A 14759-nucleotide genomic window follows, 5' to 3' on the forward strand; every position below is an offset into this window, starting at 1 on the left:
TTAAGCATATCAAACAGAGACAAGTAAAACAATATGATTATTTGACTTCGAGCTTACTTGAAGGGATATCATGAAAATAAATATAGGAGGAAGCAATGATGAATAAAGATGATAAAGTTGTCGTTTTAGGTGCCACTGGCTATATGGGGTCTTGGTTGATTCAGGATTTATTCGATGCCGGATATACTAATGTGTATGGAACCTTCAACAATCCGGAGAAAGCACAAGCTCTTCAAAGCGATTTTGCAAAACTCCATTTAGTCCAAATCGACGTTTTGAATGACAATGCTAAATTGATCGAATTGATGAAGGATACCCGTTGGCTATTCAACGATACAGCAGCTTTTTCTGGTCAGGAAAAAACTACCGATGACTACATCGTAACGAAAACTATTATGGTCAATAATGTAATGCAGGCGGTAAAACAAGCTGGGACCGTTAGGAAAATCGTTCATATTGGTTCCGTTGGGACAATAGGTGCTGGTCATTATGATCCTTCAGTCTTGGAATATGATGAGAGCGATGTTTCGGCCATGGATCCCGATAATATTTGGGGCATCATGAAAGTTGCCGAAGAAAAAACCGTTACTCGTTGGTGTAAAGCTTTAGATATCGATTACGTGATCGTCCATCCAACTAATGTCATTGGGCCCTCAAAATTAGCTTGGAATCACGACATGATCGTTGCTTATCTCAAAAACGGTCAGCCATTGATCGAATCGCAGATGGATAGTATCGATGTTCGGGATGTAGCTCAAATGCAATTGGATTTGATGAACAACGACCAAGCTAAAAACATCCGTATCCTTGGTACAGGCTTCACACTGATGTTCAGCGATTTAGTGGATGATGTGAATGAACATCTAGATCAAAAGCAAATTGAGACTTTGTTTGGTCAAATGTCAGCTGTTATAAGTCAAAAAGATGCCTTGGCAGTCTTGAAGAATGTGCCTGACAGCAAGTACTACCAGGAAAATATCAATCGTATCAATAATACTTTGAATATTCATACTAAGTATCCCGAAATGTATAAATATCAGTTTACCAATGCCAAAGAGACCATATTTGCAGCCTTAGATAAAATGTTAGAAAACAAATAGAAAATTTAAGAAGAATCAGCCCATTCGGGCTGATTCTTTTGTCTTAATAATGCAAAATTAAATTTCTAAAACTATAAATATGGCTCATATATTATCCAAGACGATTTACCATTGTTTGGAGTCATCTATATTAAGTAAATTCTCAAGACCCCATTTCTTTACTAACATTTTGATATCGATATTTTGGGGTTTGTCATTATGTTGTGTATTCTGTAAAATTTCACCACATAAATGAGCAGTCATTAACTTTCCACGGTGGTTTATTGCATTTACTGTCTTTTCTACATAATCCGGATCATTGTAAGACCACTTGCTTTTATAATCTTCCATGTAAAAATCTTTGTTATATTTCTCTTGACCCGAACCATTTTTTAATTTAGCGTTCATTTTTGCTAATCTCTCGCTCCACGTAGAAACCCAGTCCATACGATTATTATTTTTAAAACCAATTGGCAGTAATGTACAATTGCCAATTGTATGAGTCATTTCCGCAAAACGTCCATATTCGGCGTTGATTCCGCTATATTTGTCTAAATTATATTTATCCAATAGTTCTTGCAAATTTTCTTGGTATCTATATTGAGCCTTGGTAATATTTTCTTGTTCCGCATTATTTGGTATTAACTTTGCTGCATTAAGTCGCTTTTTATAAGGTGACCAAAATGAATTCATAATATCAGCATCAGGGTAATTTTCTTGGCTTTTATTTTTTATTCGTTCGGCGGTAGCGTATTTACTTGTTTCCTTCCATAACAATTTATAAATACATTGCATTAAAATACAGTCTTCAACTTCGACCGTGTTTTCCCTATCAGGAAGATATTTTGCATCCCAATAATAGCCTGCTCGAGATTTTAAAAAGCGCATAACCCCATGGTCCTCTGGCTTTAAATGGTAATAAATTTCCCATTTTAAATCGTATTGCCAAGGTTTAATTTCTTTATCAGAGCATTCTTGAAGCCATAATACAATTGTTTCAATAGGTTTATCTAGTCTGCGTTCTTTCATGATGTTCCCCTTTAAAATTTCTAATTCTTGTGTCGATAAACTAGTGATGTAGCTTCATGGCAGATTCCCAGTAAAGATGAGGCGCTGGAACTGGATCTGGAATGATTATGATATTGCCATGTGTATAAAAGTCATAAGAGAGTTTCAAATATTTAAAAATAGTTAATGCCCTTCTTAAATTAAATATGATTGAAAGTTTAGGCCAATTTTTTCAGTCAGTAACAATTTTATTGATTTAAAAAGTTCCAAATTACCTCCTAATTTTATTATCTGTCACGCAATACATCATGACAATAGATCTATTGCTAAATATATCATTATGGGTAATATCTGTATGATAATTTGACCACAAAAAAACCAGCTCATTGAGCTGGTTTTTTCATCCAATCATTTTCTGTTCTTTAGCAATTGAGGTAGTCGTAAGTAAATCAACTACTCGGTCAATCAAGTTGTCCGTAAGATTGGCATCGGTTTTAAATTCTTCTTTCAAAGCTAGTCGGATCTGCTGCATCCGGTTTTCCTGGATGACTGATTCGCCGCTGTGTTTCTTGATGTGGGCTACTTCTTTAACCACATTGAGACGCCGTGAGATCAAAGACAAGATCTGTCGATCTAAACTGTCGATCTCGCTTCGTAAAGAAACTAGCGAGTTGTCTTTGAGCGACAACATTTCCGTTAATTCTTGAACAATTTTGTCAGGTGCTTTTCCTTTAGTCATGATGACTGAATCAGAAACTGAACGGTAGAGTGGTTGGCGGTATTCGAATCGGTCCAATAAAGCCTTCATAGATAGCTGACGCAGTAAAGGTCGGTCAGTATCTGAAGATAGTCGCTGTAAAACAGTCGAGAAGTCGGCTTGTAAGAAAACGACGGTTGTCTTGCTATCGGCAATGACCTGGCGGTTTTCTTTTGATTCAACGATTCCGCCACCAGTGCTGATGATTGCCGAAGTTTTTAGACTACGTTCGAGTACGGCTGTTTCTCTTTGACGAAAGGCTTGTTCACCTTTTTCTTCCATGAATTCGTTGATGGTCATACCAGCGTCTTCAACGAAAGCATCATCGAGGTCTAAAAATTTCTTCGAAGTTGTCTTTGCCAGTTGTCGGCCCACGGTAGTTTTTCCGGCACCCATGAAACCAACTAAAATTATTGTGTCAGCCATTTTTAGACTCACCTACTTTTTTTCTAATTTCTTGAGCTTTTGATATTTTTTGATTAAGTGCTTCATTATTATTATTTTTCAAGTCGTCACGATAGTCGGATAGAGTCTTGATCATATCATCAAGGCCATCGATGATCTGTTGTTTGTTCGACATGATAATATCGGTCCAGAGACTTGGATTTGATTTGGCGATCCTGGTCGTATCACTGAATCCACCAGCGACACGATTTTGCCAGTTCAATTTATTATCAGGGAGCATTTGGTCGACAGAGTCAGTCAGGGCGTAGGCTACCAAATGTGGCAAAGCGCTGATAGCAGCAGTCAAATGGTCGTGCTCAGCAGCTGACAATTGCTGGAAATCAGCTTCCAAAGGCGATAGCAGATCGATAACTTTATCGGCTAATTCGTTGTCCCCAATCAAGAAAAAGGGCGTACCTTTGAACATCGATTGGTCCCGGCCAACGATACCTTTGCGTTCAGTACCGATCATTGGGTGTCCACCGATGAAATTCTTTAATCCTTGGGCAGCTTGTAAGATTTCACCTTTGGTTGATCCAATATCCATGACGATAGTATTCTCTTTAAGACTCATAGTTTTCAGCATATTTAATTGCTTGATGATGGTGGACACTGGTGTACAGAGGATGATCATATCGACATCCTTAACGGTTTTTTCGTCCCAGTGGCCAATCTCGTTGACAACATTTTCGGATAAGGCAATCTGTGTTGTAGAGGGATTGTCATCGATTCCTATTACATAATAGTTACTATTTTCTAATTTTTCGGCTAGGGAGCTTCCCATTGAGCCCAGTCCGTCTACGATTACTTTGATCATAATTACACGATTCCTTCCAAATTATTAAAAAATGTTGGATAAGAGATTTTGACACTCTCATCGTCATCTAAAATAATAGTACCATTGGTGACCAAAGCTGCAATACTTAGCATCATTGCAATGCGATGATCGGTATGTCCAGAAACGTGGATCTTATCGGTCCGAAGTGATACTTTGCCGTCGATTATGAAGCCATCAGTGGTGGGAACAATTTTTGCTCCCAATTTATTTAATTCGTCACTGACCGTCTTTATCCGGTCAGTTTCTTTGACTCTTAATTCGCTAGCGTCAGCAATGACGGTTTGTCCGTCAGCTTGCGTGGCAGCCAAGGCGATGATCGGTATTTCATCGATCAGTGAGGGGATGATCTGACCAGCGATTTTGATACCGTGTAGCTGACTAGTTTTGACGGTGATGTCAGCCATCGGTTCGCCGACTGTTTCCTGTGGAACAATGGTGATATTGCCGCCCATTTTTTTAAGGACGGTGATAATACCAGTTCTCGTCGGATTTATCCCGACGTTTTTGATCGTCAATTCACTGTTTGGAGTGATCAAACCCGCAACGATCCAATAAGCAGCTGAAGAGATATCGCCAGGAACTTCTATTTCCGTAGCTTGTAATTCTTGGTGAGCGGGGATGTGGATCGTATCATTTTTGTAGTCAACTTCAACGCCAAATTTCGGCAACATTTGCTCAGTATGATTGCGGCTGTGAAAATTATCAGTCACGTAAGTATCGGCACCGGCTGCTAAACCAGCTAACAAGATGGCGCTTTTTACTTGAGCAGAGCCAACGGTCAACTTCTGATGGATCACTGGTAACAAGAGAGATTTTTTGATCTGCAAAGGTAAGTGACCGTCATCGGAAATGATGGTCCCACCGATCTCTGACAGTGGTCTGGTGATCCGTTTCATTGGTCGAGTCGATAAACTAGCATCCCCAACAATGGTTGCTGCTAGATTGGCACCGGTGAATAGCCCCGTCAACAATCTCGTCGAGGTCCCAGAATTACCCATATTGATCGGTCCCCAGGGGTCATTTAGATTATTGACACCTTTACCAACTACTTCGGTGATCCCGTTTGCTTCAGAGATTTTTACACCGACGGCTTTTAGTGCGTTGATAGTGCTGGTTACGTCGTCGGAATGCAATATCTTGGCGATTTTAGTGGTTCCGTTGGCCATGGCACCAAACATCAAGGCACGATGGGAGATACTTTTATCGCCGGGTACGGTAAGATTTCCTGTTAAACCGGTAGTTGTTGTTGGTAATTGTTTCATGATGACCTCCTGAATGTGATCAATTAGTAGTCAAAACTGAGACGAAATCGGGCATTGCTGATAGTTTAGTTGGCACGATGACTGGTTTACCAATTTTCTTTAAAGCGACCAAGTTCAAAGTACCGTGGTCGTTTTTCTTGTCGTTTTTCAAATGGTCAAAGAATTCCTTTGAACCAATTAGATCTGAAGAAGTTGGCAGACCCACCGAAGTCAATCGTTGTTCTAGTTCTTGTGTAACTGAACTAGGAGTGACATCGGTCCGTTCAAAGCACTGGCTGATCGTGACCATCCCAATGGCCACTGCTTCGCCGTGTTTCAATTTCCCATCAGCTAAAAGCTCGATCGCGTGGCCTAAGGTGTGGCCAAAATTAAGGATGCGGCGCAAGTTGCTTTCTTTTTCGTCTTTCATGACGACGTTAGCTTTAAAATTAACTGAACGTTCGATTAAGTCAGTCGCATTTGCTAAAATGTCATCGACTTTTTTGATCGAACCAGTCAGTTTAAAGAAGGCTCCACCTTCAAGAGCACTACATTTAACTACTTCGCCGTAACCCTCGACTAGGTTGCGTTCCGATAAGCTGTTCAAAAAGATAGGATCGATGACGACTAAATCTGGCTGATAAAACGACCCGATAATGTTTTTGACCTGCCCTAAGTTTACCGCTGTTTTGCCACCAACACTTGAATCAACCATCGCCGTCATCGAAGTAGCGATTTGGATAAAAGCGATACCGCGCATATATAAACTTGCTACGGTACCGGCTAAGTCACCAACAACGCCACCGCCCAAGGCAATCACACCGTCACCTCTAGTGAAACCAGCGTCAGCCATGTTTTGGATGATCTCAGAAACAAATTTCAAACTCTTCGAACCTTCGCCGACTGGCACAGTTGCCGTGATGACTTCAAACTCAGCCTCTTGAAGTTCTTTAACAGTCGAGTGTAAATACAAGTCGCCGACAGTTTCGTCAGTCACCACGATAACTTTCCGTTGGTTCCAGACCTGAGCGACAGTCGAGCCAATCTTTCGCCCCAGGCCCATCTCGATTTTCACGTCATAAATTTTATTCGGTAAAGTTACAGTAATCATTAGTCTGCTTCTTTCACAAGATTATGGATCTTAGTAGCAACTTTTGCTAGGTGGTCGAATTGAGCTGGTGTCAAAGCTTGTTTGCCATCGACGAAAGCTTCTTTAGGGTGATTGTGGATCTCGACCATCAAGCCATCGGCACCGGCAGCGGCGGCAGCCAAGCCAATCGGTTCAACGAATTTAGTAACGCCGGCAGCATGTGAGGGGTCTCCGATAACTGGGTAGTGAGTCAAGTCCTTCAAAACAGGGATAGCAGAAACATCGAAAGTATTGCGAGTGTATTTGTTATCGAAAGTCCGGATACCACGTTCCATCAAGATGATCTGATGATTGCCACCAGCAGCAATGTATTCGGAAGCATTCAACAAGTCATCGATCGTAGCGGACATACCACGCTTCAAAACGACTGGCTTGTCAGTTTGACCGACAGCCTTCAATAAAGCAAAGTTTTGCATGTTACGAGTACCAATTTGAAAAATATCAGTGTATTTGTCGACCATCTCCAAGTCTCTGGTATCCATGATCTCAGTGACCATGTCCATCCCTAACTTGTCGGCAGCCTCACGATGCCATTTAAGTCCTTGTTCGCCCAAACCTTGGAAACTGTATGGATTAGTCCGAGGCTTGAAAGAACCGCCACGGAGCAAAGTAGCTCCAGATTCCTTAACATCTTTACCCATTAATTGCACATGTTCTTCTGATTCAATCGAATCTGGTCCAGCAATCAAAGCAAAGCTCCCGTCACCGATGACACTGTGCTGAGTTTTGATAATAGTATTTTCAGGATGGAAAAGTCGACTAGCTTGCAAGGCAGCAGGGTGATCGGTGATGACTTCTTTAACGTTATTGATTTCGAAAGGTACGTCGCCTAAAGCTTTTTGATCCACGAAACCAACCCGGTTCTTATGTTGGAAGACATGTTCCAATTTTTTGTCATTGACTGCTTTCATTACTTGGTCAGCATCTTCAATTGTTTTTAATTCGATTATCATAGTTATTCCTCTTTTGTTTAGTTTATTTTATTGGTGAACCATTTTTTGCATCAGGTCTTCAGGTGCCGGTTGACCGAACCAGAAGTTGAAACTTAAGATCCCTTGACCGACTAACATGTTCAAGCCATTCTCAGCGGTCAGTCCTGCCTGTAAAGCATTGTTGATCAAAGCTGTCGGCGTGTCGCGATAAATGATATCGACGACATGAGCATTAGCTTTTGCCTGTGATAAATCTTCAACGCTCAAAATACTTTCGTTATCGCTCATGCCAGCATTGGTAGCATTGACGATCAAATCAGCTTCACTGAGATCATTTTTGATTTCAGATAAGGGCTGTAATTCGATCCCGAAGAGTTCTTTGAGTTGTTGATAGTGATGATCGAAGCGTTTCGAGTGGCGGTTATAGACTTTCAGCTCGACATCAGCTGGGGCGCTAGAGATGATCGAACGGGCTGCTCCGCCTGTCCCTAAGATAAGTGCCTTTTGGGGATAATTTTTGATCGTGTGCCAAAAGCCGGGGCCGTCGGTCGATGTCCCGACCCATTTTTGACCAACTTTTTTGACGGTATTGACCGACTGCAATTTATCTGCCAGTGGGTCGACTTCATCTAAATAGGAAATGATTGCTTGTTTGTAAGGCATGGTGACGTTGAAACCTTGAATATTCATCAATTTCAATTTTTGAACTTCTTCGTCCAATTTGGTCGGTGGAAATTCGAAAGCTTGATATTTGGCGTCAATGTGTAAGCGCGATAACGCAGCATTGTGCATCTGTGGAGATTTTGAATGCATCGCTGGATATCCGATCAAACCGTATAACGCTTGTGACATGTTATCCCACCTTTTCCATTTTAAATAGTAGATTTTTGACTGAACTGACGATGTGGTCGACGGTGAAATCAAAATCCTCGATCACCTCATCAGGTGTAGCCGATTCACCAAAGTTCTCGGTCCCGATGATATCGCCGTCAAGGCCAACGATGTTGGCCCAACCAAGCGGGCTGCCCATTTCGACCGCGATCCGTTTTCTCTGATTGTTCGGAAGGACGCTCTCACGGTATAAAATATCCTGCTGGAGAAATTTAGCTTGATCAGGCATCGAAACTACTCGGGTGAAAATATTTTGCTTATCTAATTCTTGCTGAGCAGTTTTAGCTAACTCTAATTCGGTCCCGGTTGAAAGTAATATTGCCGATAATTTACCTTTTTCGAAATTAGTCACGTAACCGCCACGTTTTTGAAGTAGGTCAGCCGAGTTGTCGGTCGGCATTTCTTGAATATCTTGACGGCTCAAGAACATGACTGTTGGTCTATCGGTCGATTCGATAGCCATCTTCCAAGCGGCCACGATCTCGTTAGGACTGCCGGGGCGCAAGACGTTCAAGTTAGGGATACTTTGCAGACCTGCCAATTGTTCGATCGGTTGATGAGTCGGTCCGTCTTGACCAACAGCAATCGAGTCATGGGTGAAAACGTAGATGACAGGCAATTTTTGCAGAGCACTGAGACGGATCCCAGCTTTCAGGTAATCTGAAAAGACAGCGAAAGTTGATCCAAAGACCTTCAAGCCTCCGTGAAGCGCCATGCCGTTCATGATCGTGCTCATCCCGAACTCGTGAACGCCAAAGGGGATGTTCTTACCCAGTGGATTGTCAGCAGAAAAAGTCCCACCATCATCGATCGAAGTTTTGGTCGAAGAGGCTAGATCAGCCGCGCCACCAACTAAATTAGGAACTTGCTCAGTAATTTCATTCATCACCGTATGACCGACTTTACGACCAGCATCTTTTTGACCTATTTCAAACTTAGTAAGTTTCTGACTGTCGATCAAAATGGGTTCTTCAAAATCAGCTAATAATTGTGATGACAAGTTGGAACTCGCCAACTGATCCTTCCAAGCTTGATGAGCTTTCTTGCCGCGTTCGGTAACTTTAGTTTGGAACGATTCTTCCACGTCTTCTGGAACACTGAAAGGTTGTTCATGCCAGTTGAGGTTTTTGCGCAGCATTTCAAGGGCATCATCATTTAAAGGAGCACCATGGACCTTGTTGGTCCCTTGGTCAGGAGTCCCTTCGCCGATGATCGTTTGGATCTCGATGAAGCCTGGCTTGGAGCTTTTTTTAGCTTTGATGATTGCTTGATCGATTGCTTCGACATCATCGCCATCTTCGACTTTGAAAGTATCGAATCCGTAAGCTTCAAAACGTGCCCGTTGATTAGTTTTGAAAGAACGACTAGTTGGACCATCTAATGAAATCTCGTTGGAATCATACAAAACGATCAGCTTGTCCAAGTTGTTGATCCCGGCAAATTCGGCTGCTTCATGAGAGATTCCTTCCATTAAGTCGCCGTCGCCAACGATGGCGTAAGTATGATGATCCATCAAAGGACCGAATTGAGCGGCTAACTTCTTTTGGGCTACTGCCATACCGACTGCCATGCCTAAACCTTGTCCCAAAGGACCGGTAGTTGCATCAACACCGGGAGTAGCACGGAATTCCGGATGTCCAGGTGTTTTTGAGCTTTTTTGCCGGAAACGTTTCAGGTCATCGACCGAAACGTCGAAACCAGCTAGATGAAGAAAACTATATAGTAATGCTGAACCATGACCAGCTGATAATACAAAACGGTCGCGGTTGATCCAAGTCGGGTCTTTGGGGTCGACGACTAAGTGTCTAGTAGCCAAAGTATAAAGCATTGGTGCCACACTTAAAACGATGCCGGGGTGTCCTGAATTAGCTTTAGAAATAGCTTCAACAGCTAACATTTTCAATGCATGTATATTGCGTTTATCTTCATCCATAATAATTCTCCTTTAAATTTAAAATTGTTTGATTTCTTGACGATAATTCTTTAATTGTTCCTTCAATCGATCGAGATTGTCGCAGTCGAACTTGTCCAAAATGGCTTTGGCAATTTCAATGGCTACCATACTTTCAGCGATAACCGCTGCGGCAGTCACGGCGGTGGTATCGGAACGTTCGATACTGGCTGGGTGGTCTTGATGAGTATCGATATCGACTGAATGCATCGGGCGATAAAGAGTTGGGATCGGTTTAACGACACCGCGAACGGCGATCATTTCACCGGTAGTCATTCCACCTTCAAAACCACCCAAGTTATCGGAGCTACGATAAAAGCCACGCTCTTGTGACCAGTAGATCTCATCCATGACCTCGCTACCAAATTTTTCAGCGTTGTCGAAACCACCACCGAAGTCGACGCCTTTAAACGCATTGATTCCGACGATAGCCCGGGCAATCTTGGCATCGAGCTTGTCGTCAGCAGTGACGTAAGAGCCTAAACCAGCCGGCACGCCAGTGGCGAAAACTTGGACGGTACCACCGACGGTATTTCCTTTGGCTTTGGCGGAATCAATAACTTGCTTCATCGCCTGATCGGCTTTTTCATCTAAGGTCCGGGTCGCAAACGATTCGGTCGTTGTTCTTAGCTCTTCTAAATTTTTGATGGTCGCTAATTTGCTTAGATCGGTTTTGGCAGGCCCAATATTCAAAACGAACCCGTGAACATCGATGTCTAACTCTTTTAATAGTTTCTTCGATAAAGCACCTACCGCTACTCGCATAACAGTTTCACGCGCCGATGATCTTTCTAAGACGTTGCGGAGGTCTTTAAAGTGACGATATTTCATGCCACCGACTAGATCGGCATGTCCAGGTCTGGGGCGCATCACTTTGCGGACTGAATTTTCAGGAGTCTCGACATCATTAGGTGCCATGATGCTGGCCCAATGATTATGATCGTCGTTGTGAACGTTCAAAGTTATCGGTGAACCTAATGTTTTCTGATGTCTGATACCTGATAAGAACTTAACGGTGTCAGTTTCGATAACTTGTCTTTGACCACGCCCATAGCCGTGTTGGCGTCTTGCTAATTCCTGATTGATATCAGCTTCTGAGACTTGCAGCCCAGCAGGAATGCCTTCAATAATGGCGATTTCTTCTGGTCCATGACTTTCTCCAGCTGTCATATATTTCATTAATAATTCCCCCTCTGGAATAAAAAAAGCGGTCGACTAAGTGTTTTGATACACTTGGTCGACCGCTAAATAAACAGAAGTCAATGAATATTGTCCTACTTAACCAAGTGTAATTTTTATAATCACTCGATCAAGTAAACACGTTAAAAATCTACTTTATCGAATGTGCCGTGACCGACACACCCGAAGGTCGCGATCACTCGTTGATAAAGTAGTAATACCATGATGAAGAAATATTGTTTAACGTATTCGGTTTGACTGACAACATCATATTCTTAGTCCTGCTTTCATAAATTTAATTAATTTCTAATTTTCATTTACAATAGCACAGGAATTTTGACTCTGCAACACTAAAAATACTTTTTTCGCAGAAAACTTGTCTGATCGAGTAATTTTTTGTTGCCGGTAAGCTCTTTAATTATACGTGTTTTCGAGCTTTTTCGATAATCAAAATTGAGAGTTAAAAAATATTACCAAATTTATTCAAGAACTTGACACAGGTCAATTTTATTTACCTCTAAAGCCAATACAATGTGTTTGTAAGTTGAAAGGGGAATTAAAGATGAAATTTAACATTTGGATGCAAAAGCATCAAAATCAATTGACCGGACTCTTAGCAGTTTTGATCATAATCAGTTTACTATTTACTTATCTAATTAAAAATGAACTCGTGGCTACGATCATCATGGCTGTAGCCAGTGTCTTAGGTGCTATTCCTATCGCCATGCACGCTTGGAGCGCCTTAGTCAATAAAGTTGTCAGTATCGAATTGTTAGTTACTATCGCTGTTATCGGTGCCTTCATTATTGGTGAATTCGAAGAGTCAGCCGTAGTTACTTTCTTATTCCTCTTCGGAAATTATCTCGAACAACGGACTTTGAAAAAGACTCGTTCTTCAGTTAAAGAGTTGACCCAAATGGCTCCAACTCAAGCCGAATTAGTCGATGAAGACGGTAATACTTCAACTGTTGACGTTGACGATCTCGATGAAGGTGACCACGTAGTCGTAAAGCCTGGTGGCCAGATCCCTGTTGATGGAAAAATCGTTTCTGGTACAGGCTATTTCAACGAAGCTTCGATCACTGGCGAATCAGCCCCAGTTTCTAAAGCTGACGGCGATGACGTTTACGCCGGTTCTTTGATCGATAACGGAACAGTTACTATCGAAACTTCATCAGTTGGTGAGGATACGACTTTTGGAAAGATCATTGAATTAGTCGAAGAAGCCCAAGATAGTCAATCACCAGCTGCAAGATTTATTGATAAATTTGCGACATATTACACACCAGCAGTTTTGATCATTGCCGCCTTGGTTTGGGCCTTCACTCAAAACTTCGAATTAGCTATCACTGTCTTAGTTTTAGGATGCCCCGGTGCCTTAGTTATCGGTGCTCCAGTTTCTAATGTTGCCGGGATCGGTAACGGTGCAAAAAACGGCATCCTGATGAAAGGCGGCAACGCCGTCAACAGTTTTTCACACGTGGATACTTTGGTCTTGGATAAGACAGGTACACTCACGACTGGAAAAATGACTGTTTCAAACGTGGCTAGTTTCTCACAAGATAAAACCGTCGATCTAGCTACTTTAGCTGCTGTTGAAGCAAGTTCTGATCACCCACTAGGTCACGCAATAACTAAATATATCAAAGATCTAGGCATCACCGACCTGCCACAAGTACCAGAGTTAGATACTGTCAAAGGTCAGGGTATGGTCGGAAACGACGGTAAGCAAGAGATCCTCGTTGGTAATGAAAGATTGATGCAAGACAATGACGTTGAGATCACTTCTGAAAACAGACAAGCCATTGATGATCGTTTGGATAATGGCGATTCGATCGTCATGATGGCCGTCAATAAGGAACTTAGATTAGTCGTTGGTGTCAACGATGAGATCAGACCTGATGCTTTTGATGGACTAACAGCCTTAAAGAAAGCTGGTATCCAACGGGTCGTTATGTTGACTGGTGACAATCGCTTGGCAGCCCAAAATATTGCCGACAAGTTACCGATCGATGAGGTCCATGCTGAATTATTACCTGAACAAAAGGTTGATTTCGTCAAGAAATTCAAGTCAGAAGGACATAAGGTAGCCTTCGTCGGCGATGGTATCAACGACAGTCCTTCACTCGCCACAGCTGATATTGGTATTGGTATGGGAACGGGGACTGATGTTGCTATCGATACCGCTGATCTAGTCTTAGTCAAATCTAGTTTCAAATCCTTAGCCCATGCATATATTTTGTCCAGAAAGACGGTCGCTAATACGAAGCAAAATATCTTTATCGCTGTTGCGACAGTTGCTCTATTATTGCTCGGACTATTGGTCGGGATCATTCACATGGCTAGTGGAATGTTCGTTCACGAAGCTAGTATCTTAGTAGTTATTTTCAATGCGATGAGACTTCTTTAAAAAATTTTAGTTTTCTTGACCTAGGTCAATTTAAAACTCGCAAATAGGTACTAATATAGTAATTGAAAGTTAGGAGGAAACATATTATGGCAAAAGCAATTTTACAATTGGGCGAATTAACATGCCCTTCATGTATGACAAAAATTCAGAAGGCAGTCGCAAACCAAGACGGTGTTTCCAACGTTAAGGTCTTGTTCAATGCCGGAAAAGTTAGAGCTGACTTTGATGAATCAGAGACTGACGCTAACAAGTTATCAGATGTTGTTACAGAATTAGGATATGAAGTTAAAAAGGTTAAAGTTAAGGAGAATGCATAATGACAGAACAAGCCACTCTTGATGCAAAATTTGCTGCAGAACAAAAACAAGCTGATGTAGATCATCACAAACCCACAGCTGGTGCAATGACGAACCACGTTTTATCGAATCACTTGGTGATGAATATCAAATTACACCAAATCAGTTGGTTCATTAAAGGTGCCAATGCTGAGAACTACAAAGCTGTTTTGAAACAAACTATTAGCGAGAACAATCAATGGTTTGATAAGATTGCTGAGCAATTGTTGGATGAAAATGAATTGCCTTCATCAACGATGAAAGAATACTCAGATTACACTATGCTCGAAGAAAATGGTGAGAACAAATATTTGAACGCTGAAGAGATGCTTGCTACAGTTGTTAATGACTTAGTCACTGACAATATGTTTGTTACACGTGCTATCAAACTAGCTGAAAAAGAAGATCGTCCATATTTCCAACAAGTTTTAGTTGAACTACTTGGCTGGAACAATCATCAGATCCGGATCTATCAAGCCTTACTAGGTAAGACTGCTACTGAAGGTCTTGGAGACGATGAAGACGACGAAGATTTTGATTAAGG

The 14759-nt window shown here is 41.7% G+C and carries 13 protein-coding genes; 4 read left to right on the forward strand and 9 right to left on the reverse strand.

Annotation, left to right across the window (positions count from 1 at the left end):
* Window positions 1-95: 95 nt before the first annotated feature.
* Window positions 96-1100: an NAD-dependent epimerase/dehydratase family protein gene (locus FC27_RS06160; protein WP_081483547.1), complete on the forward strand. Its 1005-nt coding sequence runs from the start codon at window positions 96-98 to the stop codon at window positions 1098-1100.
* A gap of 105 nt (window positions 1101-1205) precedes the next feature.
* On the opposite strand, the gene FC27_RS06165 is transcribed toward FC27_RS06160, so the two are convergent.
* From FC27_RS06165 to aroC, 9 genes are all read right to left on the reverse strand, one after another.
* Window positions 1206-2108, reverse strand: coding sequence for a hypothetical protein (locus FC27_RS06165; RefSeq protein ID WP_010624684.1), 903 nt, complete (start codon window positions 2106-2108; stop codon window positions 1206-1208).
* A gap of 379 nt (window positions 2109-2487) precedes the next feature.
* Window positions 2488-3270 (reverse strand): shikimate kinase, encoded by a 783-nt coding sequence (locus FC27_RS06170; protein WP_010624683.1) that lies wholly within the window; start codon window positions 3268-3270, stop codon window positions 2488-2490.
* Window positions 3263-4105 carry a prephenate dehydrogenase gene (locus FC27_RS06175; RefSeq protein ID WP_010624682.1) on the reverse strand — a complete coding sequence of 281 codons (843 nt, stop codon included), beginning with the start codon at window positions 4103-4105 and terminating at the stop codon, window positions 3263-3265. Before FC27_RS06175 ends, FC27_RS06170 begins: the two co-directional genes overlap by 8 nt.
* Window positions 4106-4107: 2 nt before the next feature.
* The gene (gene aroA / locus FC27_RS06180; RefSeq protein WP_010624681.1) at window positions 4108-5388 is read right to left on the reverse strand and encodes a 3-phosphoshikimate 1-carboxyvinyltransferase; all 1281 of its coding nucleotides are present in this window, start codon (window positions 5386-5388) and stop codon (window positions 4108-4110) included.
* 19 nt (window positions 5389-5407) lie between these two features.
* The gene (gene aroB, locus FC27_RS06185) at window positions 5408-6478 is read right to left on the reverse strand and encodes a 3-dehydroquinate synthase (RefSeq protein ID WP_010624680.1); all 1071 of its coding nucleotides are present in this window, start codon (window positions 6476-6478) and stop codon (window positions 5408-5410) included.
* Window positions 6478-7470, reverse strand: a complete 993-nt coding sequence (gene aroF / locus FC27_RS06190; protein WP_010624679.1) for a 3-deoxy-7-phosphoheptulonate synthase — start codon at window positions 7468-7470, stop codon at window positions 6478-6480. The genes aroB and aroF overlap by 1 nt, the downstream gene beginning before the upstream one ends.
* 27 nt (window positions 7471-7497) lie before the next feature.
* On the reverse strand, window positions 7498-8301 hold the full coding sequence (gene aroE, locus FC27_RS06195) for a shikimate dehydrogenase (protein ID WP_010624678.1): 804 nt from the start codon (window positions 8299-8301) through the stop codon (window positions 7498-7500).
* Between the two features lies 1 nt (window position 8302).
* Window positions 8303-10273 (reverse strand): transketolase, encoded by a 1971-nt coding sequence (gene tkt / locus FC27_RS06200; protein WP_010624677.1) that lies wholly within the window; start codon window positions 10271-10273, stop codon window positions 8303-8305.
* Between the two features lie 18 nt (window positions 10274-10291).
* Entirely contained in the window at window positions 10292-11470 is a 1179-nt protein-coding gene (gene aroC, locus FC27_RS06205) for a chorismate synthase (protein WP_010624676.1), read from the reverse strand.
* Window positions 11471-12032: 562 nt separating this feature from the next.
* On the opposite strand from aroC, the gene FC27_RS06210 reads away from it, so the two are divergent.
* From FC27_RS06210 to FC27_RS06220, 3 genes are all read left to right on the forward strand, one after another.
* The gene (locus tag FC27_RS06210; RefSeq protein WP_010624675.1) at window positions 12033-13880 is read left to right on the forward strand and encodes a heavy metal translocating P-type ATPase; all 1848 of its coding nucleotides are present in this window, start codon (window positions 12033-12035) and stop codon (window positions 13878-13880) included.
* Between the two features lie 86 nt (window positions 13881-13966).
* Entirely contained in the window at window positions 13967-14197 is a 231-nt protein-coding gene (locus tag FC27_RS06215; protein WP_010624674.1) for a heavy-metal-associated domain-containing protein, read from the forward strand.
* On the forward strand, window positions 14197-14757 hold the full coding sequence (locus FC27_RS06220; protein ID WP_010624673.1) for a ferritin-like domain-containing protein: 561 nt from the start codon (window positions 14197-14199) through the stop codon (window positions 14755-14757). Before FC27_RS06215 ends, FC27_RS06220 begins: the two co-directional genes overlap by 1 nt.
* Window positions 14758-14759 lie beyond the last annotated feature (2 nt).

Origin of the sequence: Companilactobacillus versmoldensis DSM 14857 = KCTC 3814, assembly GCF_001434295.1 — a bacterium.
Lineage (GTDB): Bacteria > Bacillota > Bacilli > Lactobacillales > Lactobacillaceae > Companilactobacillus > Companilactobacillus versmoldensis.